At 65.5% G+C, this 23,728-nt stretch carries 16 protein-coding genes; 2 read left to right on the top strand and 14 right to left on the bottom strand.

Annotated elements, in window-relative coordinates; genetic code table 11:
- Positions 1 to 39: 39 nt before the first annotated feature.
- Positions 40 to 1,215 carry an MFS transporter gene (locus ACOJB8_RS08185; protein WP_342949504.1) on the bottom strand — a complete coding sequence of 392 codons (1,176 nt, stop codon included), beginning with the start codon at positions 1,213 to 1,215 and terminating at the stop codon, positions 40 to 42.
- Between the two features lie 220 nt (positions 1,216 to 1,435).
- Between ACOJB8_RS08185 and uvrA the strand changes: the two genes are divergently transcribed.
- Together uvrA and ACOJB8_RS08175 are read left to right on the top strand one after the other, a co-directional pair.
- On the top strand, positions 1,436 to 4,327 hold the full coding sequence (gene uvrA, locus ACOJB8_RS08180) for an excinuclease ABC subunit UvrA (protein ID WP_069264813.1): 2,892 nt from the start codon (positions 1,436 to 1,438) through the stop codon (positions 4,325 to 4,327).
- Between the two features lie 112 nt (positions 4,328 to 4,439).
- Positions 4,440 to 5,525, top strand: a complete 1,086-nt coding sequence (locus ACOJB8_RS08175) for an AI-2E family transporter (protein WP_069264815.1) — start codon at positions 4,440 to 4,442, stop codon at positions 5,523 to 5,525.
- 30 nt (positions 5,526 to 5,555) lie between these two features.
- Here the strand turns inward: ACOJB8_RS08175 and ACOJB8_RS08170 are convergent, their stop codons facing one another.
- From ACOJB8_RS08170 to ACOJB8_RS08110, 13 genes are all read right to left on the bottom strand, one after another.
- Positions 5,556 to 6,251 carry a response regulator transcription factor gene (locus ACOJB8_RS08170; RefSeq protein ID WP_342949506.1) on the bottom strand — a complete coding sequence of 232 codons (696 nt, stop codon included), beginning with the start codon at positions 6,249 to 6,251 and terminating at the stop codon, positions 5,556 to 5,558.
- Positions 6,252 to 6,323: 72 nt separating this feature from the next.
- On the bottom strand, positions 6,324 to 8,333 hold the full coding sequence (locus ACOJB8_RS08165; RefSeq protein WP_475012038.1) for a type IV pili methyl-accepting chemotaxis transducer N-terminal domain-containing protein: 2,010 nt from the start codon (positions 8,331 to 8,333) through the stop codon (positions 6,324 to 6,326).
- Between the two features lie 271 nt (positions 8,334 to 8,604).
- Positions 8,605 to 9,288, bottom strand: a complete 684-nt coding sequence (narI, locus tag ACOJB8_RS08160; RefSeq protein ID WP_069264820.1) for a respiratory nitrate reductase subunit gamma — start codon at positions 9,286 to 9,288, stop codon at positions 8,605 to 8,607.
- Positions 9,285 to 10,013: a nitrate reductase molybdenum cofactor assembly chaperone gene (gene narJ, locus ACOJB8_RS08155; RefSeq protein WP_475012084.1), complete on the bottom strand. Its 729-nt coding sequence runs from the start codon at positions 10,011 to 10,013 to the stop codon at positions 9,285 to 9,287. Before narJ ends, narI begins: the two co-directional genes overlap by 4 nt.
- On the bottom strand, positions 10,003 to 11,553 hold the full coding sequence (narH, locus tag ACOJB8_RS08150) for a nitrate reductase subunit beta (protein ID WP_475012036.1): 1,551 nt from the start codon (positions 11,551 to 11,553) through the stop codon (positions 10,003 to 10,005). The genes narJ and narH overlap by 11 nt, the downstream gene beginning before the upstream one ends.
- Complete coding sequence (locus ACOJB8_RS08145; RefSeq protein WP_342949509.1) at positions 11,550 to 15,275, bottom strand: nitrate reductase subunit alpha; 3,726 nt, start codon at positions 15,273 to 15,275, stop codon at positions 11,550 to 11,552. Before ACOJB8_RS08145 ends, narH begins: the two co-directional genes overlap by 4 nt.
- Before the next feature lie 169 nt (positions 15,276 to 15,444).
- On the bottom strand, positions 15,445 to 16,839 hold the full coding sequence (locus tag ACOJB8_RS08140; RefSeq protein WP_342949510.1) for a NarK family nitrate/nitrite MFS transporter: 1,395 nt from the start codon (positions 16,837 to 16,839) through the stop codon (positions 15,445 to 15,447).
- A gap of 45 nt (positions 16,840 to 16,884) precedes the next feature.
- Complete coding sequence (locus ACOJB8_RS08135) at positions 16,885 to 18,210, bottom strand: MFS transporter (protein ID WP_475012033.1); 1,326 nt, start codon at positions 18,208 to 18,210, stop codon at positions 16,885 to 16,887.
- Between the two features lie 247 nt (positions 18,211 to 18,457).
- On the bottom strand, positions 18,458 to 19,327 hold the full coding sequence (purU, locus tag ACOJB8_RS08130; protein WP_342949512.1) for a formyltetrahydrofolate deformylase: 870 nt from the start codon (positions 19,325 to 19,327) through the stop codon (positions 18,458 to 18,460).
- Between the two features lie 74 nt (positions 19,328 to 19,401).
- Complete coding sequence (locus ACOJB8_RS08125) at positions 19,402 to 20,286, bottom strand: NUDIX hydrolase (protein WP_069264841.1); 885 nt, start codon at positions 20,284 to 20,286, stop codon at positions 19,402 to 19,404.
- 18 nt (positions 20,287 to 20,304) lie between these two features.
- Positions 20,305 to 20,919, bottom strand: coding sequence for a LysE family translocator (locus tag ACOJB8_RS08120; RefSeq protein ID WP_475012031.1), 615 nt, complete (start codon positions 20,917 to 20,919; stop codon positions 20,305 to 20,307).
- 35 nt (positions 20,920 to 20,954) lie between these two features.
- Positions 20,955 to 21,521, bottom strand: a complete 567-nt coding sequence (locus ACOJB8_RS08115) for an adenine phosphoribosyltransferase (RefSeq protein ID WP_069264845.1) — start codon at positions 21,519 to 21,521, stop codon at positions 20,955 to 20,957.
- 96 nt (positions 21,522 to 21,617) lie between these two features.
- Positions 21,618 to 23,633 (bottom strand): monovalent cation:proton antiporter family protein, encoded by a 2,016-nt coding sequence (locus tag ACOJB8_RS08110; RefSeq protein ID WP_069264848.1) that lies wholly within the window; start codon positions 23,631 to 23,633, stop codon positions 21,618 to 21,620.
- Positions 23,634 to 23,728 lie beyond the last annotated feature (95 nt).

Genomic DNA, 23,728 nt, shown 5'->3' with positions numbered 1-23,728 from the left:
TTGCTGTGAACCGCTGGTTCTAACTCAGGCCCGCCCGGGTCAAGCCCGCGTGGCTTCTGCCCGCTTGGGCGGCGCCTTCATATTGGCCGCGATTATAAGCCAGCACAAGACGAGCCCCGAGCACGTGTAAAAGACGGCGCTCGCGCCCTCGTGCTTGAGGATCCATCCGCCCACCACGCCGCCGAGCGCGAGCCCGATCGACTGGGTGGTGTTGTACACGCCCGTGGCCGCGCCCTTGCGGTTGCCCGGCGCGAGCTTCGACACGAGCGAAGGCTGCGAAGCCTCCAGGATGTTGAAGCCCAGGAAGTACACGAACAGCACGGCCGACACGATGACAAGTGTATGCGCGAGCGAGCCGAGCAAAAGCTGGCCGATCAGGATAAGACCGATCGCAGAAACGAGCACGGCCTTCATCCTGCCCCGCTTCTCCGCGACGATGATGGCGGGCACCATCATGACGAACGCGAGGCCCATGACCGGCAGGTAGATCATCCAGTGCGACGCGACCGGCAGGCCCGCGTCCACGAGCAGGCGCGGCACGACGAGAAAGAGCGCCGTCTGCGTGGCGTGCAGCACGAGCACGCCGAAGTTCAGGCGCAGCAGCTCCACGTTGTGCAGCACCTCGGCGAACGGGGCGCGCACGTGCACGGGCTTGCTGGGCGCGTCGGGCACGACCCAGATCACCACGCCCACCGCGAGGATCGAGAACACCCCGACCAGCGCGAACAGGCCGCTCATGCCGACCCAATGGAACACGATCGGCGCGCCGACGATGGCCACGGCGAACGACATGCCGATCGAGCCGCCCACCATCGCCATGGCCTTGGTGCGGTGCTCCTCGGCCGTCAGGTCGGCGATGAACGCCAGCACGGCCGACGACACCGCGCCCATGCCCTGGATCACCCGCCCGACGATGATCCACACCATGTCGTGCGCGCCCGCCGCGACGAAGCTGCCGATCGCGAAGATGACGAGGCCGGTGGCGATGACGGGCTTTCTGCCCACCATGTCCGAAACCCAGCCGTAGAAAATATAGAGAAGCGACTGCGTGACGCCGTATGCACCGAGCGCGATGCCGACCAGCAGCAGGTTGTCGCCGCCGGGAATGGTTTTCGCGTAGACGGAAAACACCGGCATGATCATGAACAGACCGAGCATGCGCAGCGCGAAGATCGCCGCCAGCGAGACGGTCGCGCGCAACTCTGGCGCGCTCATGCGTGAAGAGGTAGCGGGTGAATTGGAGGACATCGGAGCGTTATGTGTTCGGACCGCAAGTGCCCGCACGTTTGTTGACCGGGACGCCCCCTGACGCGCCTCTTTCGAGGCCCTTGCACTTGCCGCTCCGGGCCCTTTCAAAGACCGTCAGCAAGCCGTAACGGCGGTCTGGAAAAGTCGTTATAGTAGCAGGTTTGGTTTCCCTTTCTCCCGCAGGTTCATGGAACAGATCCGTATCCGTGGGGCCCGAACCCACAACCTGAAGAACGTCAATCTGGACCTGCCGCGCCACAAGCTCGTGGTGATCACCGGGCTTTCCGGCTCGGGCAAGTCCTCGCTGGCGTTCGACACGCTTTACGCGGAAGGCCAGCGCCGTTACGTGGAAAGCCTGTCGGCCTACGCGCGCCAGTTCCTGCAGCTCATGGAGAAGCCCGACGTCGACCTGATCGAGGGTCTGTCGCCGGCTATTTCCATCGAGCAGAAGGCCACGTCGCACAACCCGCGCTCGACCGTCGGCACCGTCACCGAGATCCACGACTACCTGCGGCTGCTTTACGCACGCATCGGCACGCCCTACTGCCCGGACCACGAGATTCCGCTCGAGTCGCAAAGCGTCTCGCAGATGGTGGACGCCGCGCTCGCCCTGCCCGAAGAAACGAAGCTGATGATCCTGGCTCCCGTGATCGTGGACCGCAAGGGCGAGCACGCCGAGCTGTTCGACGACATGCAGGCGCAGGGTTTCGTGCGCTTTCGGGTGCGCTCGGGCGGCGGCACGGCCAACGAAGGAGAAGCGAAGATCTACGAGGTGGAGTCGCTGCCCAAGCTCAAGAAGAGCGAGCGCCACACCATCGACGTGGTGGTGGACCGTCTGAAGGTGCGCCCCGACATGAAGCAGCGCCTCGCGGAGTCGTTCGAAACCGCGCTGCGTCTGGCCGACGGCCGCGCCATCGCGCTCGAAATGGACACGAACCGCGAGCACCTCTTCAGCTCGAAGTTCGCCTGCCCGATCTGCTCGTATTCGCTGCCGGAGCTGGAACCGCGCCTCTTCTCGTTCAACAACCCGATGGGCGCGTGCCCCGAGTGCGACGGTCTGGGCCAGATCACGTTCTTCGATCCGAAGCGCGTGGTGGCGCACCCGTCGCTCTCGCTCGCGGCGGGCGCCGTGAAGGGCTGGGACCGGCGCAACCAGTTTTACTTCCAGATGCTGCAGAGCCTCGCCGCGTTCTACGACTTCGATATCGACACCGCGTTCGAGGACCTGCCGGAGAAAGTGCGCAAGACCCTGCTCTACGGCTCCGGCAAGCAGGAGATTCCGTTCTCGTACATCAACGAGCGCGGCCGCACTTCGGTGCGCGAGCATGTGTTCGAGGGGATCATCCCGAACCTCGAACGCCGCTACCGCGAGACCGACTCCGCCGCCGTGCGCGAGGAGCTGTCGAAGTACCAGAACAACCAGGCCTGCCCGCACTGCGAAGGCACGCGCCTGCGCCGCGAAGCGCGTTTCGTGCGCATCGGCGCGGGCGAAGAGGCGCGCGCCATTTATGAAGTGAGCGGCTGGCCGCTGCGCGACACGCTCGGCTACTTCCAGACGCTGCACCTCGAAGGTGCAAAGCGCGAGATCGCCGACAAGGTGGTCAAGGAAATCGTCGCGCGCCTCATGTTCCTCAACAACGTCGGGCTCGACTATCTCTCGCTCGAGCGCAGCGCCGAGACGCTTTCCGGCGGCGAGGCGCAGCGCATCCGCCTCGCCTCGCAGATCGGCTCCGGCTTGACGGGCGTGATGTACGTGCTCGACGAGCCGTCCATCGGCCTGCACCAGCGCGACAACGACCGCCTGATCTCCACGCTCAAGCACCTGCGCGACCTCGGCAATTCGGTGATCGTTGTCGAGCACGACGAGGACATGATCCGCATGGCCGACTACGTGGTCGACATGGGTCCGGGCGCGGGCGAGCACGGCGGCATGGTGATTTCGCAAGGCACGCCAGGGGAAGTCGAACACGATCCGGCTTCGATGACGGGCCAGTACCTCTCGGGCGCGCGCCGCATCGACTATCCCGACGAGCGCATCGAGCCCGGCGAGCGCCGCCTGCGCATCGTCGAGGCCCACGGCAACAACCTCAAGCACGTGACGCTCGACCTGCCCGTCGGTCTTTTGACCTGCGTGACCGGCGTCTCGGGCTCGGGCAAGTCCACGCTCATCAACGACACGCTTTATCACGCGGTGTCGCAGCATCTGTATGGATCGTCGGCGGAACCTGCGCCGTTCGAGGCGATCGAGGGCCTGGAGCACTTCGACAAGGTCATCAACGTCGACCAGTCGCCGATCGGGCGCACCCCGCGCTCGAACCCGGCCACCTACACGGGCCTGTTCACGCCCATCCGCGAACTGTTCGCGGGCGTGCCGGCCGCCAAGGAACGCGGCTACGAGTCGGGCCGCTTCTCGTTCAACGTGAAGGGCGGACGCTGCGAAAGCTGCCAGGGCGACGGCGTGCTCAAGGTGGAAATGCACTTCCTGCCCGACGTGTACGTGCCCTGCGATGTCTGTCACGGCAAGCGCTACAACCGCGAGACGCTGGAGATTCAATACAAGGGCCGGAACATCAGCGAAGTGCTCGACATGACGGTGGAAGCCGCCTACGAGTTCTTCAAGGCGGTGCCGGTGGTGGCGCGCAAGCTCAAGACGCTGCTCGATGTGGGCCTCGGCTATATCCGCCTCGGCCAGTCGGCCACCACGCTCTCGGGCGGCGAGGCGCAGCGCGTGAAGCTTTCGCTCGAGCTTTCCAAGCGGGACACGGGCCGCACGCTGTATATACTCGACGAGCCGACCACGGGCCTGCACTTCCACGACATCGCGCTTTTGCTCGAAGTGATTCACCGGCTTCGAGATCAGGGCAACACGGTGGTCATCATCGAGCATAATCTCGATGTAATCAAAACCGCCGACTGGGTCGTGGACATGGGACCCGAAGGCGGCGCGGGCGGTGGGCAGATCGTGGCCCAGGGGACGCCCGAACAGGTGGCGAAGTCGAAGGCAAGCTTCACGGGCCGCTATCTCGCGCCGCTGCTCAAGCGCCAGATCGCCGCGCTGGACACGGCCTCGGGCAAATGACCCGCCAGGCGGGCTGACGACCGGGCCGGAAATTTAGCAGTAGAAATAGCTGCAGCAACAACGGGGCAGGGGCGCGTGCGCCCCCGAAGTTTGGAGACGGAATACACCCAACATGGTCAAGCGCAACGAAGCGACGGAAGATAAACAGGTGCGCGACCTGCGGCCACGGCCGGTCAGGCTCACGAGCGACATGAGCCTGCCGAAGCTTTCGGCAGTGGAAATCGGCAGCTATGTGGCCGCGCTCGCCGGCATGCTGGCGGTGCTGCACCTGAACCTGCTCGGCGCGCTGCTCGCGGGCATGCTCGTCTTCCAGCTCGTTCATACCATTTCGCCGCTCATCGAGCGGCGCATGTCGAGCAGCCGCGCCCGCTGGCTTTCCGTGGTGCTGGTTTCCATCGTGATCGTGGGCGTGCTCACGGGGCTCACCGTGGGCGTCATCGAGCAGTTCGAAAACGACGTGCCGAGCGTGCAGAAGGTCATGGCGCAGATGATGACGTTCGTCGACCAGGCGCGCGGGCGCATTCCCGAGTCCATTGCCGCCTATCTGCCCGTGGACGTCGCCCAGATGAAGCTCAAGGCGCTCGCGCTCATGCACGAGCACGCCACCCAGCTCGGCCAGGGCGGCAAGAACGCCGCGCGCATCTTCGGACATATCGTGATCGGCATGATCATCGGCGCGATCATCGCCATTGGCGCGCAGAAGAACGCCACCCGGCTGCCGCTTTCGACCGCGTTCGTCGCGCGCGTGTCGCGTTTCGCCGACGCGTTCCGCCGCATCGTGTTCGCGCAGGTGAAGATTTCGGCCATCAACACGGTGTTCACCGGCCTCTTCCTCCTGCTCGCGCTGCCGTTGTTTCACGCGCCGCTGCCGCTCGCGAAGATGCTGGTCGTGGTGACCTTCGTGGTGGGCCTGTTGCCCGTGATCGGCAACCTGATCTCGAACACGCTGATCGTCGCCATCGCGCTCACCGTGAGCCTGCCCGCGGCGGTCACGGCGCTCGTGTTCCTCATCCTGATCCACAAGCTCGAATACTTCCTGAACGCGCGCATCGTGGGCGGCCAGATCGAGGCGCGCACGTGGGAGCTGCTCGTCGCGATGCTCGTGATGGAAGCGGCGTTCGGCATTCAAGGCGTGGTCGCCGCGCCGATTTTCTACGCGTATATCAAGCGCGAACTGATCTATCTGCGGCTCGTCTGAGCCCGTTTTTCCCAGACCCGCGCGCGGCCTTCAGCGCCCGCGCGGCTCGCCGGGCACGTCGGTCATGCCGTCGTGCCCCATCGCGTAGATCGCCACCTGCACGCGGCTCGTGAGATTGAGCTTGCGCAGAATGTTGCGCACGTGAATCTTCACCGTGCTCTCCGCCAGGTCGAGCGCACGCGCAATCTCCTTGTTGCTCGCGCCGCGCGCCAGTTCGCGCACGATGTCGCGCTCGCGCGCCGTGAGCGCCTCCGCGCTCGCGCGCGCGGCGCCAGTCGTGCCGGTTGCGCCGGTCGACTGCGCAGGCTTGCGCATCTGCTCCACGAGCTTCGCCGTCATGTGCTCGGTAATCACCGGCTGGCCGCTCGCGGCCTTGCGGATCGCCGCGACGAGCGCGTCGGCGTCGATGCTCTTGAGCAGGAAGCCACGCGCGCCCTCGCGCATCGCGGCGGTGAGCTCGTCGGCTTCCTCGGAGACGGTGAGCATCACGACCGCCGTGTCCGGCAGATCTTCCACCAGCAGTTGCAGCGTTTCGAGCCCCGAGAGGCCCGGCATGTTGAGGTCGAGCAGGATGACGTCGGGCAGGTGCTGCTTCGCGCGCTTGACGCCTTCCACGCCGTCCGACGCCTCGCCCACCACTTCCAGGTCAGGCTGGCGCTGCAGGAGCGCACTCACGCCCGAGCGAAAGAGCGTGTGGTCGTCGATGAGCAGGATGCGTATGGTCATGGGGATCGTTGTTTTGTCGCGATGTCTTCTGATTTTGAGCGTAGCGCCATCGACGAGGTTCATTGGCCATATTTACGCGGCCATGCGGCTCGCGGCGGGCAATACCAGTTCGACGCGCGCGCCGCGCCCCGGCGCGCTCTGCAGCGTGAGCACGGCGGCAAGACGTCGCGCGCGCTCATGCATGATGTGGAAGCCCACGTGCGATTCGCCACGCGAGGCGATATCGGCGGGATCGTAGCCCACGCCGTCGTCCTCGATCGTGAGGCGGAAGTCGCGCGCGTTCACGACACTCACCTGTACGTGCAGCGCCTGCGCATGCTTGCGTGCATTCGAGAGCGCCTCCTGCAACACGAAAAGTACCTGCAGCTGCTGGTCAGGCGGCAGCGGCGGCCCGTCTTCGTCGCGATAGTCGAGCGTCAGCTCGGCGTCCGACTGGCGGCGAAAGCGCGCCACCGTGTCCTCCACGGCGAGCCGCAGCTTGCCTGGGCTGAGCTTCGTGCGGAAATTCAGCAGCAGTTCGCGCACGTCGTCGTAGCTCTCCTCTACGCCGCCCGCGAGCAGCGGCACGATCTCGCGAATCTCGTCGAGGTCGCCCCGTTGCGCCGCCCCATCGAGCAGGTGCACCTGCATCTTCAGGAAGCTCAGGCCTTGCGCGATGCTGTCGTGCAGCCCCTGAGCGACGAGATTGCGCTCCTCGGACACGGCGAGCTGGCGTCCGAGCGCCACGAGCCGCCGGTTCATGAGCGCGACGCCCAGGTGGCGGCCGAGCGTCTGGAGCAGCTGGACGCCCGAAGGCGGAATCTCCCGCTCGCGCCGGAAGTGCAGCGAGAACGTGCCGAGCGTCTCGTTCTGCGCGACGATGGCCGACACCGCGACGCTCAAGAAGCCCGCCTTCAGGCAGCGCTGCGTGAAAGCGCCGCTCAAGCCGCTTTCGCCGCTTTCTCCGCCGGCCGCGCGCGTGCCCGGCTGTGCCACCAGGCCGAATACGACCGGCGCCTCGGCCGTGGCACCGCCGCACGCACAGTCCGCCGCCGGCATGCACTGCTCTGCGCGCGTGATCGATTCGGGCATGCCTTCCGAGACGAGCAGATGCAGATTGCCGTCGTCAGGCGAAACGACGCGCACCGTGCCGCCGTCGGCGTCGAATTCGCGCATGACGCGCGTGAGGAAATCGTGGCACAGGCTTTCCGCCGGGCCCGGCGTGTTGAGAAACGCCGCCATCTCGTAAAGCGTGGCGAGTTCGCGGTTTTGCGCCGCCAGTTGCGCGGTCTTGGCGTCCACGCGCCCGGCAAGGTCCTGGTACAGCGCCTGCAACTCCGCGACCATGCGGTTGAAGCCTTGCGTGAGATGGCCGAACTCGTCGTACGTTTCGACCGGCAACCGCGTGTCGAACTCCCGCGCCTCGATGCGCGCGAGCCCGTCCTGCAAGCGCTGCACAGGCGCCACGAACCACTGGTAAAGCAAATAGACGATCGCCATCGTGCCCACGCACGACAGCGCCGCGAGCGCGACCTGCGAAATGCGCAGCCACGCGGTCTTGCGCGCGTTCTCGCGCTCGATCAGGCTGACGAGCCGGTTCGCGTCGTCGACGAAACCGGGCAGCAGGCCGATATACATCGAGGGCTCGCCCCCGCTGGCGGCGAGGTCGCTTAGCGCAGCGGGCCTGAGCGTGTGATTCCAGGCAGACGCGACGCGTTCGAACTGCGCATGGATGCCGGCGTCCGCGGGAAGAAAGAGCGGGCGCGCCGGATCGCCGTCGCGCAATTCGCGCAGCGTCTCGTCGAGTTGGTGCATCTGCGCGTCGACTTGCGAGGGCTGACCGGTGCGGGCTTCCCATAGCGCGATCGCCACCGCGTTCGCGCGCATGCGCAGGCTGCCCGCGTCGTTGATCGCCGCGCCGCCGCCTTCGAGCTGCCAGGAGAGCCAGAGCGTGCCGCTGATCATCGCAAGCACGAGCGCCAGCGCAACCGTGGAGAGCACAACGATGCGCGTGGAGAGCCGCTTCGGGAACGGCGCTTCGTGCGCGCCGGAGGATACGGCGGAAGCGGCAGATGCGGTTGCGGAATCGGAAGACGGAGTCATGGCCGGGACCGGGAATCGGCTGCGCCGAAGCGGCGGCGCCTGTATCGACATTATCGGACCGAGTGCGGCCGATCGCGCGCTATGTCGCGGTCTGCACGGCCAACTGCGACACTATGCGTCAGGTCAGCTGCCTCCCGGGCGAGTCCTGGCGAACCACGTCGCGCCGCCCCTGACCTGGGCGCATCGCGAAAAAAAGCGGGGAATGCGAGTGGGTCTCGCTCCCCGCAATGAACGGCCATCCCCACGGCCGTCCAGAGGCAAACGTTGGCCGCTAGCGGCTGCGCACGAGCTGCCAGGCGCGCGACAGATAGGTGATCGAGGCGAACCCGCTCCACACGTGCACGAGCCGCGTGAACGGGAAGATCACGAACAGCGTCATGCCCATGAAGAGGTGCATGCGGAAGATAAGCGGTGCTTCTGCCACATAGCTCGCTGCGTCGCCGCGGAACGTGACGATGTGCTGCGCCCAGGTCATGAGCCGCACCATCATCGCGCCGTCCATGTGGCTCGCCGATTCGCCGATGGTGCTCAGCCCGAGCAGCAGCGTGACGAGCAGCCACAACAGCAGCACCTTGTCGCCCACGCGCGTCACGGCCGAAACGCGGGCGTTCGAAAGCCGCCGGTGCAGCAGGATCGCGAGGCCCACCAGACACATCGAGCCCATCACGCCGCCCGCGACCATCGCCACGAGCTGCTTGACCGCGTGCGGCACGCCGAGCCAGTCCCACACGGCGACGGGCGTGAGCAGACCGAACAGATGCCCGAAGAAGAGCCCGAGGACGCCGACGTGAAAGAGGATATTGCCGAGCCGCAAATGTCCGCGATAGAGCAGCTGCGAGCTGTCCGCCTTCCATGTGTACTGCTCCCGCTCGAAGCGCGCGAGGCTGCCGAACAGGAAGATGGCGGCGGCAATATATGGATAGATGCCGAACAAAAACTGATTGAACGTGTTCATGGCGATTCCTTTGCGCAGGCAGCCGCGGTCGTCGCAGTGGTCGCGGCAAACTGCGCTCGCGGGTGGAATTGAACGACCTGCGGCGAGTTGCTCGCGCCGAACGCGTGCACGAGCGGCTCCACGCCATCTGCGCCGGTGCCGAAGCGTTCGAGCGCCTCGTCCATGTCGCGCACGGGGGCGTCCACGAGCGGCAGCGGCTCGACATCGGTCAGCTCGCACAGCACCGTGAAGATGCCCGCGTACGGGCTTTCGCTCTTCTCGAGCTGATTGCCGAGCGCCGCGAGCACGTGAATCGCCTCGCCAAGCAGCGCGCGCGCCTCGTCCTCGCCAATCAGGCCGAGCACTTCGAGAAAGAGCGGCACGTAGTCGGGCAACTCGCTCGTCGCGACGTCGAGGCCATGGCTGCGGTATTCGTCGAGCAGATCGACCATCGCCTGGCCGCGCGCGCGGCTCTCGCCGTGCACGTGCTCGAACAGATGCAGCGAGTGGCGCGGATTGCGGTCGAAGGTGGCCACGTACGCCTCCTGCGACTCGACGAGCGAGCGCTCGCGCAGCGCCGCGATGAGCGGCGCCAGTTCGCGCGCTGCGAATGCACCGTTCGGCAGGGCCTCGAGCGCGGCTTCGATCTCGTCGAGCGCGTCGAGCAAGGGCTGCTCGGGATAATCGAGCAGCGCGGAGAGAACCGGATAAATCGACATGATGATGCCCTCCCGCTCAAGCTTCAGACGGCGTCTTGCGACGCGACTTCGGCATATCGACATACGCCACGCTGCCTTCGACCTTCGAGCCGAACAGCGAACCCTCGGAAACGCCGCCCGAACACCCGTTGCCGAACGAGAAGCCGCAACTGCCCTTCTCGTTGAACGAGTCCTCGACCATTTCCTTGTGCGACGGCACGACGAAGCGGTCCTCGTAGTTCGCGATCGCCATGGTGCGGTACATGTCCTCGACCTGCTCGGGTGTGAGGCCTGCGCGCGCGAGAACCGCGTTGTCGTTCACGCCGTCCACGGCCTGGGTGCGCTTGTAGGCGCGCATCGCCAGCATGCGGTTGAGCGCCGAAATCACGGGCTTTTCGTCGCCGGCGGTGAGCAGGTTGGCGAGATAGCGCATGGGAATGCGCAGGCTCGCCACGTCGGGAATCACGCCGTCCATGCCGATATGGCCCGCGTCCGCGGCCGACTGGATCGGCGACAGCGGCGGCACGTACCAGACCATCGGCAGCGTGCGGTACTCGGGGTGCAGTGGGAACGCGATCTTCCACTCGACCGCCATGCGGTACACGGGCGAGCGCACGGCGGCGTCGAGCCAGCTCTGCGGCACGCCCTGGCGGCGCGCCTCGGCCTGAATGGCGGGATCGTGCGGATCGAGGAACACGTCGAGCTGCGACTGATACAGATCCTGCGTCGATTCAACCGAGGCCGCCTCGCTGATGCGGTCCGCGTCGTAAAGCATCACACCCAGATAGCGGATGCGGCCCACGCACGTTTCCGAGCAGACGGTCGGCTGCCCTGCCTCGATACGCGGATAGCAGAAGATGCACTTCTCGGCCTTGCCGCTCTTCCAGTTGAAGTACATCTTCTTGTACGGGCAACCCGAGATGCACATGCGCCAGCCGCGGCACTTGTCCTGGTCGACGAGCACGATGCCGTCGTCTTCGCGCTTGTACACCGAGCCCGAGGGGCACGACGCCACGCACGCGGGATTCAGGCAGTGCTCGCACAGGCGCGGCAGATACATCATGAAGGTGTTCTCGAAGGTCGAGTACATCTCCTTCTGCACGTTCTCGAACAGCTTGTCGCGGCTGCGCGAGGCGAACTCGCCGCCCAGGTCGTCTTCCCAGTTGGGACCCCAATGGATCTTGTCCATCTTCTTGCCGGTGATGACCGACACGGGGCGCGCGGTGGGCGGCGTCTGCGAGAGGCGCGCCTTCTGCAAATGCTCGTAGTCGTACGTGAACGGCTCGTAGTAGTCGTCAATGCCGGGCAGGTTCGGGTTGGCGAACAGGTTGGCCAGCACCTTGAGCTTCGGGCCCTGGCGCGGCTCGATCTTGCCGTTCGGGTTGCGGACCCAGCCGCCGTTCCACTTCTCCTGGTTCTCCCATTCCTTCGGATAGCCGATGCCGGGCTTCGTCTCGACGTTGTTGAACCACGCGTACTCGACGCCATCGCGCGACGTCCACACGTTCTTGCACGTGACGGAGCACGTATGGCAGCCGATGCACTTGTCGAGGTTCAGGACCATCGCCACCTGGGCGCGGATTTTCATGATGCTGCTCCTTCCTTCATCGGGCCTTCCAGCCACTCGACCTTCCTCATCTTGCGCACGATCACGTACTCGTCGCGATTGCTGCCGACGGTGCCGTAGTAGTTGAAGCCATACGCGAGTTGCGCGTAGCCGCCGATCATGTGCGTGGGCTTGAGCACCGTGCGCGTGACCGAGTTGTGAATGCCGCCGCGCATGCCGCTCGTTTCCGCGCCGGGAACGTTGATGATCTTTTCCTGCGCGTGATACATGAGGCACATGCCGCGCGGCACGCGCTGGCTCACCACGACGCGCGCGGTGAGCGTGCCGTTCACGTTGAACACTTCGACCCAGTCGTTATCGACGAGCCCGGCTTCTTTCGCCTCGGCTTCCGAGACCCAGACGTGCGGGCCGCCACGCGAGAGCGTGAGCATGCGCAGGTTGTCCGTGTACGTGGAGTGGATGCCCCACTTCTGGTGCGGCGTGATCCAGTTCAGCACGAGTTCGTGCTCGCCGTTGGGTTTCGCGCCGAGCATCGGCGAGGTCGTCTTCGTGTCGATGGCGGGCTTGTAGTTGCACAGGCCCTCGCCGAAATCGAGCATCCAGCGGTGATCCTGATAGAACTGCTGACGGCCCGTGAGCGTGCGCCAGGGAATCAGCTCGTGCACGTTCGTGTAGCCCGCGTTGTAGCTCACCTCTTCCGATTCGAGCCCCGACCACGTGGGCGCGGAGATGATCTTGCGCGGCTGCGCCTGCACGTCGCGAAAGCGGATCTTGTCGTGCTCGCGGCCTTCGGCCAGATGCGTGTGATTCCGGCCCGTGATCTTCGAGAGCGCGTCCCACGCCTTCACCGCTACGTGGCCGTTGGTTTCCGGCGCGAAGGTGAGGATCATCTCGGCGGCGTCGATGGCCGTTTCCAGACGCGGGCGCCCCTCGGCCGCGCCGCGGTTCTGCTGGATGCCCGTGAGCCGGGCAAACTCGCCCACCTCGTGCACGGTGTTCCAGTTGATGCCCTTGCCGCCGTTGCCCAGCTTCTCGAGCAGCGGCCCGACCGACGTGAACTTGTTGCAGATCTCGCGATAGTCGCGCTCCACGAGCGTCATCGAGGGTGCGGTCTTGCCAGGGATCAGATCGCATTCGCCAAGACGCCAGTCCTTCGGCTCGAACGCCTGGCCGAGTTCGCCCGGTGTGTCGTGCATGAGCGGCGTGCACACGAGGTCCGTGCGCTTGCCCAGATGCGCGCCGCCGATCTCCGAAAACGTCTTCGCGATGGCCTTGTAGATCTCCCAGTCGGTCTTGCTCTCCCACAACGGCTGCACCGCCTCCGAAAGCGGATGGATGAACGGGTGCATGTCCGACGTGTTGAGGTCGTCCTTCTCGTACCACGTGGCCGAGGGCAGCACGATGTCGCCGTACAGGCACGTGGTGCTCATGCGGAAGTCGAGGACGGTGAGCAGGTCGAGCTTGCCTTCGGCCGCTTCGCGCACCTTCACTTCGGAAGGCTTGATCGAGTCGGCTTCGTCGCCGAACAGCGCGTTCTGCGTGCCGAGCAGGTACTTGAGGAAATACTCGTGCCCCTTGCCCGAACTGCCGAGGATGTTCGAGCGCCACACGAACATGTTGCGCGGGAAGTTCGCAGGGTTGTCGGGGTCGTCGCAGGCGAAGTTCAATGCGCCCGACTTCAGCTGATCGACGGTGTATTGCACCGGCGGCACGCCCGCGCGCTGCGCGGCATCCACCACGTCGAGCGGATTGGCGCCCAGTTGCGGCGCCGAAGGCAGCCAGCCCATGCGCTCGGACTTCGCGTTGAGGTCGAGCATCGACAGATTCTTGTAGCGTTCGCGGTCCGCGCCGGGGCCGAGGATCTCGTCGAGACTCACCTTCTCGTGGCGCCACTGGCTCGTGTGGTTGTAGAAGAACGACGTGCCGTTCATCTGGCGCGGCGGGCGCGACCAGTCGAGCGCGAACGCGAGCGGCGCCCAGCCGAATTGCGGACGCAGCTTTTCCTGGCCCACGTAGTGCGCCCAGCCGCCGCCGCTCTGGCCGATACAGCCACACATCATCAGCAGATTGATGATGCCGCGGTAGATCATGTCGTTGTGGTACCAGTGATTGAGCGCCGCGCCGACGATCACCATGCTCTTGCCGCGCGTGCGGTCGGCGTTGTCGGCAAACTCGCGCGCCACCTGGATCACGAGCTTGCGCGGCACCGTGGTGTGCTTCTCCTGCCATGCTGGCGTGCAGGGCACGTCGTCGTCATACGAGGACGCGACGTTCGGGCCGCCAAGCCCCTGGTCGACGCCGTAGTTGGCCATCTGCAGGTCGTAGACGGTGGCGACCAGCACACTCGTGCCGTCCGCCAGCGCCACGCGCTTCACGGGCACGCGGCGCGCGAGCAGCGCGCCATGTTCGCCGCCGAAGTACGGGAAGCCCACCTCGACCACTTCGTCATGCCGATCGACGAGCGAAAGGCGCGGATCGATTTCGCGGCCGCTGCCACCGTCCTTCATTTCGAGGTTCCAGCGGCCCACCTTCTTGCCGCCGTCGTGCTCGCCTTCGCCCCAACGGAAGCCGATCGAGCCGTTCGGCGCGACGATGTCGCCCGTGGTCGAATCGATGGCGAGCGTCTTCCACTGCGGGTTGTTCGCTTCGTCGAGATTCGCGGCGAGTTGCGACGCGCGCAGGAACTGGTCCGGCACCAGCGAGCCGTCGCGCTTCGCGAGCGCGACGAGCATCGGCATGTCGGTGTACTGCTTCACGTAATCGCGGAAGTACGCGGACTTCGCCGTAGCGTGAAACTCCTTGAGCACCACGTGGCCCATCGCGAGCGCGAGCGCCGCGTCGGTGCCCTGCTTCGGCGCGAGCCAGATATCGCCGAACTTCACCATCTCGCCGAAGTCGGACGACACGGCCACCGTCTTCGTGCCCTTGTAGCGGACCTCCGTGTAGAAGTGGGCGTCGGGCGTGCGTGTTTGCGGCACGTTCGAGCCCCACACCACGAGATAGGTGGAGTTGTACCAGTCGGCCGATTCGGGCACGTCGGTCTGCTCGCCCCACACTTGCGGGGAAGAAGGCGGCAGGTCGCAATACCAGTCGTAGAACGACAGGCACGCCCCGCCGATCAGGCTCAGATAACGCGCGCCCGCGGCGTACGAGACCATCGACATTGCGGGAATGGGCGAGAAGCCAATCACGCGATCGGGACCGTACTTGCCGATGGTGTAGGCGTTGGCCGCCGCGATCATCTCGGTGGCCGTGTCCCACCCGGCGCGCACGAAGCCGCCCTGGCCGCGCGCGCGCTTGTAGTGCGCCGCCTTCTTCGGGTCCTCGACGATCGAAGCCCATGCCTTGACCGGGTCGAGCGTCTTGCGCGCCTCGCGCCACATCTCGATCAGGCGCCCGCGGATCATCGGGTACTTCACGCGCTGCGCCGAATACACGTACCAGCTATACGAGGCGCCACGCGGGCAGCCGCGCGGTTCGTGATTGGGCAGGTCAGCGCGCGTGCGCGGATAGTCGGTCTGTTGCGTTTCCCACGTGATCAGGCCGTTCTTCACGTAAACCTTCCACGAGCACGAGCCCGTGCAGTTCACGCCGTGGGTCGAGCGCACGATCTTGTCGTGCTGCCAGCGGCTGCGATAGCCGTCTTCCCATTTGCGGTCCTCGTTCACCACCGCGCCGTGACCTTTCGAAAACGTCGACTTCACGCGCGACATGAACTTCAACCGGTCCAGAAAATAACTCATCAGGTTCTCCGGGACTGCTGCTGGAATCGATCGATCGCGCCTGTCGCCGCCCGCTCGCGTTGCAAGCCTGGCGCCTCGCGCTCGTATCGTTCCGAGTATGGCGAGCAGGCACCTGCCTGCCCATTCATCAACGGGAGAGTTCGCACTACTCCCAAAGGACTAATCCGGTTCAGCAAGGTGTGGACGCGTTGCGGCGCGCATAGAAGAACCACGTCACCACCGCGCACACCACATAGAAGCCGATGAAGCACACGAGCGCGCCGACCGGCGAGCCGGTCATGTCGAGCGACGAGCCAAAGCTCTTCGGAATGAAGAAGCCGCCGTACGCGCCCATCGCGCCCGCGAAGCCGAGCACCGCCGCCGATTCCTTGCCCGCTTCGGCGAGCGCGCCGCGCTGTGCGTCATCACCCTTGCTCTTCGCGGCGCGTTGATGGTGCGTCAGGAAGATCACGGGAATCATGCGGAAGGTCGAACCGTTGCCGATGCCGGTGAGCGCGAACAGCACGACGAACATCGCGAGGAAGCCGGCGAAGCTGCCTTGTGCGCCGCCCAGCGCGCCGCCCGGCAGGAACGCGATCACGCCCAACACCGCGACGATCATCGCGAGGAAAGTCCACAGCGTGACTCGCGCGCCGCCGAGCCTGTCGGAGATCCAGCCGCCGACGGGGCGCGTGAGCGCGCCGGCGAGCGGCCCGAGGAAGGCCCATGCAGTCGGGTTGATGGCGGGAAACTCCGCCTTCGTGAGAAGCGCGAGGCCGGCCGAGAAACCGATGAACGAGCCGAACGTGCCGACATAGAGAAAGCACATGATCCAGTTGTGCGCGCGGCGGAAGATCACGGCCTGCTCGCTGAACGAGGCCTTCGCGTCGGCGATGTCGTTCATGCCGAACCACGCGGCGAACGACGAGACGACGATGAGCGGAATCCACACGAAGCCGGCGTTCTGCAGCCAGATGCTGTGCTCGACGCCGTCCTTCACGTAGGTGTGCCCGTCGCCGAGCAGGCCGGCGAACACGGCTGTCGAGATGACGATCGGTGTGACGAACTGCACGAGCGAGACGCCGAGGTTGCCGATGCCCGCATTGAGGCCGGTGGCGAAACCCTTGCGCGCCTTCGGGAAGAAGAAGCTGATGTTCGCCATCGACGAGCTGAAGTTCGCGCCGCCCAGACCGCACAGCAGGGCGAGCACGAGCAGCGTCGAATACGAGGTGGACGGATCGCGCAGCGCGAAGCCCATGCCGAAGGCCGGGATCAGCAGACTCGCCGTGGAGATCGCCGTGAAGCGGCGGCCGCCGAAAATCGGCACGAGAAACGAATAGAAGATGCGCAGCGTGGCGCCCGAAAGCGCGGGCAACGCCGTGAGCCAGAAGAGTTCGTTCTTGGTGAAGTGAAAGCCGCCCTTGTCGAGATTGACGACCGTGACGCTCCACAGCGACCACACCACGAACGCCAGCATCAGCGCGGGAATCGAAATCCACAGGTTACGGGTGGCGATCTGCTCGCCGGAAGCCTGCCAGAACCTGGCGTTCTCAGGCTCCCATTGGGTCAGGAGATACTTGGACATGATTGTGCTCGTTCAGTAGGCGCCGCACGCGCGGCGCAAGTTGGATCATTCGGAGTACGTGGTTTCCTTCGGCGCCGGCGGCGCGGCTCGAACCTTGTGCGCGAGCTTCGCGCTGCCGTGGGCGAGCGCTTCGGGGCGGAACGAAAAGTGCATGAACAGCAGGCTCACCAGGGTGGCGCCGAACATCAACATGAAGCAGGTGGTACGCACGCCCGTGAGGTCGACGAGCAGGCCGAACAGGATCGGCAGCACGAAGCCCGCGAGACCGCCCGCCAGCCCCACGACGCCGGAGACGGCGCCGATGTTGTCGGTGTACTCGTCGCCGATGAACTTGAAGACCGAGGCCTTGCCTACCGCCATCGCAATGCCGACGACGAACATCAGCACCGTGTAGAACACCGGTCCGGTGCTGATATGCAGACCGAGCGGGCCATGCGCGCTGTGGATCGTGAAGTCGGTCGGCGGGTAGCTCAGCAGGAAGAAGCACGCGAGCGCGACCCACATCACGGCCCACGTCGTGCGATAGGCGCCGTAGCGGTCGGAGAGCCAACCGCCTGCCGCACGCAGCACGCCGCCGGGCAACGAGAAACACGCCGCGAGAAACGCAGCCTGCTCGATGCCGAAGCCGTACTGGTTCACGTAGTACTGCGGCATCCACAGCGACAGGCCGACATAGCCGCCGAACACCACCGAGTAGTACTGCGCGTAGCGCAGCACACGCGGGTCGGCGAGCACGCGCAACTGGGCCGCCACGCTCTGCGTGCCAGGCACGCGGTGCGCCGGGTTGCTCGCGGAGAACATCCAGAACAGCAGCGCGGTCACGAGCATCGCAACGGCGTAGACCTTGGGCACGATGGTCCACGTGCCGGCCGCGACGATCAGCACGGGCGCCACGAACTTGTTGAGCGCGGCGCCCGAATTGCCTGCGCCGAAGATGCCCATGGCGAGACCCTGGCGCGACTTCGGGAACCAGCGTGCGACATAGGGCGTGCCGACCGAGAACGATGCGCCGGCGAACCCCACGAACAGGCCGAGCGTGAGGAATTGCCAGAGTTGCGTCGCGTACGAGACGAGCCAGATCGGCACGACGGTCACGAGCATCGTGATGAAGAAGACGATGCGCCCGCCGAAGCGGTCGGTCCAGATGCCGAGCGGAACGCGGGCGAGCGAGCCCGTGAGCACGGGCATCGCGGCAATCAGGCCGAATTCGGTATCGGTGAGGTGAAGCTGCTTTTTGAGCGGAATGCCGAGGATCGCGAACATCATCCAGACGGCAAAGCAGATCGTGAACGCGAAGGTACTTGAACCCAGCACGCGCCAGGCACGGCTATCGGCGACAGGTTCCGCCTGCGGAGATGGGGCGGCTTTCATGAATTTCCCTCTTGTCGTTTAGTTGACGTGACAAGAGTAGGAAAGACGAAAGGTGCGGGCTATTCTCCGCAGGGAGTGCGCGACGATGCGCCACTAGAACTTAAGGAGTAGTACCGCGGGAACGAGTTGGCGCGGAAGAAAAATCGCACGCATGCGAACGCGCCGGAGAGCAATAAGATTAGTCCGAGAAGCCGTAGCGTGTCATGAAACACGCTACGGCATGGTGTCGCACGCGATCAACCAAAGATCAGCGGAACACGACCGTCTTGTGACCGTTGAGCACGATGCGATGCTCCACGTGCCACTTCACCGCGCGCGCGAGCGTCACGCACTCCACGTCGCGGCCGATGGCGGTGAGCTGGTCCGGCGTCATGTTGTGATCCACGCGCTCGACTTCCTGCTCGATGATCGGGCCTTCGTCGAGATCGGACGTCACATAGTGCGCCGTGGCGCCGATCAGCTTCACGCCGCGATCGAACGCCTGGTAGTACGGCTTCGCGCCCTTGAAGCTCGGCAGGAACGAATGGTGGATGTTGATCGCGCGGCCTTCGAGCGCCTTGCAAAGCTGCGACGAGAGGATCTGCATGTAGCGCGCGAGCACCACCAGATCGACGCCTTCGCGGTTCACCACTTCGAGCACGCGCGCTTCCTGCGCGGCCTTGTCGGCCTCGGTGCCGCCGAGCAGCGGGAAGTGATGGAACGGAATGTTGTAGCTCGCGGCGAGCTGATAGAAGTCCTTGTGATTCGAGATGATCGCTGGAATCTCGATAGGCAGCTGGCCGGTGCGATAGCGGAACAGCAGGTCGTTCAGGCAATGGCCGATCTTCGAGACCATGATGACGACGCGCGGCTTCACGTTCGCGTCATGCATCTCCCAGCGCATGCCGAACTCCTGCGCGAGCGGCTCGAACGCGCTGCGCAGACCGTCGAGGCCCGGGTCGCCGCCCACTTGCTGGAAGTGCACGCGCATGAAGAACTCGCCCGTGTGGCTGTCGCCGAACTGGGCCGAGTCGAGGATATTGCTGCCGCGCTCGAACAGAAAGCCCGACACGGCGTGCACGATGCCAGGCCGGTCGGCGCACGACAGTTTGAGGATGAAGCTGTGATCGGTCGACATGACCTTGGTAACTCCCGTCAAGACTTGGTGTTGCTAAAAGGGCTTTGGGCTTTGCTAAAAGAACCGGCGCCCTTTCACAGCGTCGGCGGTTCGAAGATCGCGGCAATGCCCTCGCACGCGTCTTCGTCTATCCATCGGCGGCGCAGCAGGCAGTCGAGCGTCGCGAGGCTCGCGTCCACCGTCATCGCGCCCTCCTCGATCCAGCGCGCGGCCTCGTCGATGCGTGCGAGGCGATGCTCGCCCACTTCGCCGTCCTGGTTGTGCGGCACGAAATCGGCCGGGAGCACGAGATCGTAGATGAAGATCTGCTCAGCCTGCGTGCCCTCTGGCAGCGACTGCAGCACGTGCACGGTGCGGCCCGCGCGCGCCTCGCGCGCCAGCTCCTCGGCAATGCCCGCCTCTTCCCAGCATTCCTTCACGAGCGTGGCCTCGATCCCGAAGCCCCAGCCGATGCCGCCCGCCACGACGTTGTCCAGCATGCCGGGGTCGGTGGCCTTGGTATCACTGCGCCGCGCGATCCACAATTGCGGCGCGCCGGGCGCGCCTACGCCGGCCGCACCGGAATCTGCGTATTCTACGACGCCGTTCAGATGAACCGCGTACGTCATCGTGCCGAAAAAGCGCGAGGCCGCACGTTCGATAAAGGCGAGCGGCGGCGCATCGAAGGTGTTGCGGATCGCGTAGGTTTCGTTGCGCCAGCCCGGAATGTGCCCTTGCGCCGCGAGTGCGCCGATCACCGAACCGAGCGCGGCGCTGCGTGCATCGACGCTATCGAAGTGCGGGGCGAGCGTCACGCGGGCGCTATCCGCATCGCCGTCGATTTCGAACACGTCGGGCCAGCGTGCGAGCCGCGCCACGTCGTTCTCGCGTATCCAGCCCACGCGCTCGTCACCGATGTGAAACGGCAGATGCGCGCCGGCATCGAAGCGTCGCGCGTCGATAATGCAAGGCAAGCTCATCGATCAGGACTCCATGGATCAGTCGCGCAGGGCGACGCGTATGCCGATGGCGATGAAGGTGATGCCGGCGAGGCGGTCGAGCCACACGCCCGCGCGCGGGCGGCGCTTCAGCCAGCCGCCGATCGTGCCCGCGCACAGCCCGAAGAGGGAGAACACGACGACCGTCTGCGCCATGAACACGATGCCAAGCTCGAGCATCTGCAGCGTGACGGGCTGCGCGCCATGCGGGTCGACGAACTGCGGCAGGAACACGACGAAGAACAGCGTCACCTTCGGGTTCATGATGTTGCCGAGCACGCTCTGGCGAAAGATCGCGGAGAGCGGCTGGCGCGGCTTGTCGCCGGCGGCGGCGAGGCCCTGGCTGCGCAGCGCCTTCACGCCGATCCACACGAGATACGCGGCGCCCGCGAGCTTGAGGATCTGGAACGCGAGCGGCGAAGAACGCAGCACGGCGGCCACGCCGAATGCCGCGAGCGTGGTGTGGAACGTCACGCCCGCGGCGAAACCCAGCGCGGCCACGAGGCCGGCGGCGCGGCCCTGCGAAATGCCGCGCGCGAGCACCTGGAGATTGTCGGGACCGGGCGCGAACGTGATGGCGATGGAGGTGGCGAGAAAGAGCGCGAAATTCGGCATGAGATCGACTCGTGACGGTGGGCGTTCGGGTTGTTTCAGTGGCCGCCGAAGGCGGTCACGGTGAAGAGCGGCAGGCCGGCATCGGTGAGCAGCCTCGAGCCGCCCAGATCCGGCAGGTCGATGATCGCGGCGCCCTCCACCACGCTCGCGCCGAGGCGTTCGAGCAGCAGCTTGCCGGCCATCATGGTGCCGCCGGTGGCGATCAGGTCGTCGACGATCACGACGCGGTCGCCCTTGCTGCAGGCATCCTCGTGAATCTCGACGGTCGCTTCGCCGTATTCGAGCTTGTAGGTCTCGGAAACCGTCTTGTACGGCAGTTTGCCGATCTTGCGGATCGGAATGAAGCCCACGTTCAGCTCATACGCGACGATCGGCCCGATGATGAAACCGCGCGCGTCGAGCCCGGCCACGTAGTCGAGCTTCGCATCGACATAGCGCTCGACGAACAGGTCGATCAGCACGCGCAGGCCCTTCGGATGGCCGATGAGCGGCGTGATATCGCGGAACTGCACTCCCGGCGCAGGCCAGTCGGGCACCGTGCGGATCAGGCTGTTCACGAACTGGGCGGCTTCAGCGCTCGGGTTCGCAGGTGCGTTGGACATGATTTCTCCGGGTAATGACCAGACAAGAACGGTAGAGTTATTTAAACGGGGCTGGACCGCTTGGCGCGGTCTCGCGATCGCGCGAACGATGGCGTATCAGACCGCCGCCGCGCCCGCACCGGCCGCGCCCGGCTTGCGATGCCGCGAAAGCCGCTCCTCGGCCTGCGCGAGCTGCTCAGGCAGACCGCGCAGCACGACGATGTCGGCCTCGCGCAGTTTGGTCGATGGGTCCGGTTCCACACCGCGAATGCCGTGGCGGCGGATCGCCGTCACCTCGACGCCAAGCTCGTACAGACCCAGTTCCGCGAGCGTGCGGCCCACGGCGTCGGCGCGCTCGTCGACCGGTACGGATTGTAGCCGCACCTGCTCGTGACCGTCCTCGCCCACATCGTCGGTACCGTGGAAGTAGCCGCGCAGGAGGCTGTAACGTTCGTCGCGTAGTTCCTCCACGCGGCGCACCACGCGCCGCATCGGCACGCCCATCAGCACCAGCATGTGCGAGGCGAGCATCAGGCTGCCTTCCACGATCTCCGGAATCACCTCGGTCGCGCCCGCGGCGAGCAGGCGTTCGAGATCGGCGTCGTCCACCGTGCGCACGATCACGGGCAAGGTGGGCTCCAGTTCGTGAATGTGATGGAGCACGCGAAACGCCGATTGCGTATTGGCGTACGTGATCGCCACCGCGGCCGCGCGGTGGATGCCCGCCGCGACGAGCGATTCGCGCCGCGCGGCGTCGCCGAACACCACCGACTCGCCGGCCGCCGCAGCCGCCGCGACGCGGTCCGGGTCGAGGTCGAGCGCGACGTACGAAAGGCCTTCGTATTCGAGCATGCGCGCGAGATTCTGCCCTGCACGGCCGTAGCCGCACACGATCACATGGCCGCTTTGCTTGATGCTTTGCGTGGCGATGCGCGTCATCATCAGCGACTGCTGCATCCATTCCGTCGAAGAGAGGCGCAGTACGATGCGGTCGGCGTTCTGAATCAGGAACGGTGCGGCGAGCATCGACAGCAGCATGGCCGCGAGGATCGCCTGGAGCAGCGTGGCGTCGACCAGATGCTTGTCGAGAATGAGGTTCAGCAGCACGAAGCCGAACTCGCCGGCCTGCGCGAGACCGAGACCCGTGCGCATGGCCACGCCCGGCGAGGCGCCGAAAATACGCGTGAGCGCCGTGATGAGCACGGCCTTCATCACGACCGGCCCGAGGAAGAACGCCGCCACCATGATGGGGTGCTGCCAGATCACGTGCGGGTTGAGCAGCATGCCCGTGGTCACGAAGAAAAGGCCGAGCAGCACGTCGCGAAACGGCTTGATGTCCTCTTCCACCTGGTGCCTGTACGGCGTCTCGGCGATCAGCATGCCCGCGATGAAGGCGCCGAGCGCGAGCGAGAGGCCGAACTTGTCGGTGATGAACGCGGCGCCCAGCGTGACGAGCAGCACGTTGAGCACGAACAGCTCCTGCGAGCGGCGGCGGGCGACCACGTTGAACCAGCGCGTCATGAACTTCTGGCCGACGATGAGCAGAATGCCGAGCGCGAGCACGATCTTCACGGCCGCCGTGCCGAGCGACTCGACGAGCGACGCCGACGAACCGCCGAACGCCGCGATCACGATGAGAAGCGGCACCACGGCCAGATCCTGGAACAGCAGCACGCCCAGAATGTTGCGGCCATGCTCCGATTCGATCTCGAGCCGCTCGGAAAGCATCTTGCTGACGATGGCCGTCGACGACATGGCGAGCGCGCCGCCCAGCGCCACGCACGCCTGCCACGTGATATGCACCCACGGTTCCAGCACGAGCCCGAGCAGCAGTGCCACGACGATCGTGCCCATCACCTGCGAAAGCCCGAGTCCGAACACGGCGTGGCGCATGGCGCGCAGCTTCGAGAGCGAAAACTCGAGGCCGATGGAGAACATCAGGAACACGACGCCGAACTCGGCCAGGTTCTGCGCGCCGTGCGTGTCCGGCACGATGCCGAGCGAGCGCGGGCCCACGAGAATGCCCACCGTGAGGTAGCCGAGCATCGGCGGCAGATTCAGATAACGAAACAGCACGACGCCAACCACCGAGGCGAGCAGCAGGAACAGTGTCATTTCCAGCGGGGAGATCATCGTGTGAAGCGTCCTCGTTCGTCTGCGTCGTTACCGGCGATGCAAATTCTGCCCCGCGCCGGGTCAATGATCGACGCCAGGGCGGCTAAGGCCTG

The organism is Paraburkholderia sp. BR10141, from assembly GCF_056155635.1.
Note: the sequence above shows the minus strand (reverse complement) of the source record. Positions and strands in the feature narration are given on the sequence as shown.

Bases quoted from the DNA above. Each gene is read 5' to 3' on its own strand.
- ACOJB8_RS08185 (WP_342949504.1), bottom strand. From the start codon at position 1,215: ATGAGCGCGCCAGAGTTGCGCGCGACCGTCTCGCTGGCGGCGATCTTC.
- uvrA (WP_069264813.1), top strand. From the start codon at position 1,436: ATGGAACAGATCCGTATCCGTGGGGCCCGAACCCACAACCTGAAGAAC.
- ACOJB8_RS08175 (WP_069264815.1), top strand. From the start codon at position 4,440: ATGGTCAAGCGCAACGAAGCGACGGAAGATAAACAGGTGCGCGACCTG.
- ACOJB8_RS08170 (WP_342949506.1), bottom strand. From the start codon at position 6,251: ATGACCATACGCATCCTGCTCATCGACGACCACACGCTCTTTCGCTCG.
- ACOJB8_RS08165 (WP_475012038.1), bottom strand. From the start codon at position 8,333: ATGACTCCGTCTTCCGATTCCGCAACCGCATCTGCCGCTTCCGCCGTA.
- narI (WP_069264820.1), bottom strand. From the start codon at position 9,288: ATGAACACGTTCAATCAGTTTTTGTTCGGCATCTATCCATATATTGCC.
- narH (WP_475012036.1), bottom strand. From the start codon at position 11,553: ATGAAAATCCGCGCCCAGGTGGCGATGGTCCTGAACCTCGACAAGTGC.
- ACOJB8_RS08145 (WP_342949509.1), bottom strand. From the start codon at position 15,275: ATGAGTTATTTTCTGGACCGGTTGAAGTTCATGTCGCGCGTGAAGTCG.
- ACOJB8_RS08140 (WP_342949510.1), bottom strand. From the start codon at position 16,839: ATGTCCAAGTATCTCCTGACCCAATGGGAGCCTGAGAACGCCAGGTTC.
- ACOJB8_RS08135 (WP_475012033.1), bottom strand. From the start codon at position 18,210: ATGAAAGCCGCCCCATCTCCGCAGGCGGAACCTGTCGCCGATAGCCGT.
- purU (WP_342949512.1), bottom strand. From the start codon at position 19,327: ATGTCGACCGATCACAGCTTCATCCTCAAACTGTCGTGCGCCGACCGG.
- ACOJB8_RS08125 (WP_069264841.1), bottom strand. From the start codon at position 20,286: ATGAGCTTGCCTTGCATTATCGACGCGCGACGCTTCGATGCCGGCGCG.
- ACOJB8_RS08120 (WP_475012031.1), bottom strand. From the start codon at position 20,919: ATGCCGAATTTCGCGCTCTTTCTCGCCACCTCCATCGCCATCACGTTC.
- ACOJB8_RS08115 (WP_069264845.1), bottom strand. From the start codon at position 21,521: ATGTCCAACGCACCTGCGAACCCGAGCGCTGAAGCCGCCCAGTTCGTG.
- ACOJB8_RS08110 (WP_069264848.1), bottom strand. From the start codon at position 23,633: ATGATCTCCCCGCTGGAAATGACACTGTTCCTGCTGCTCGCCTCGGTG.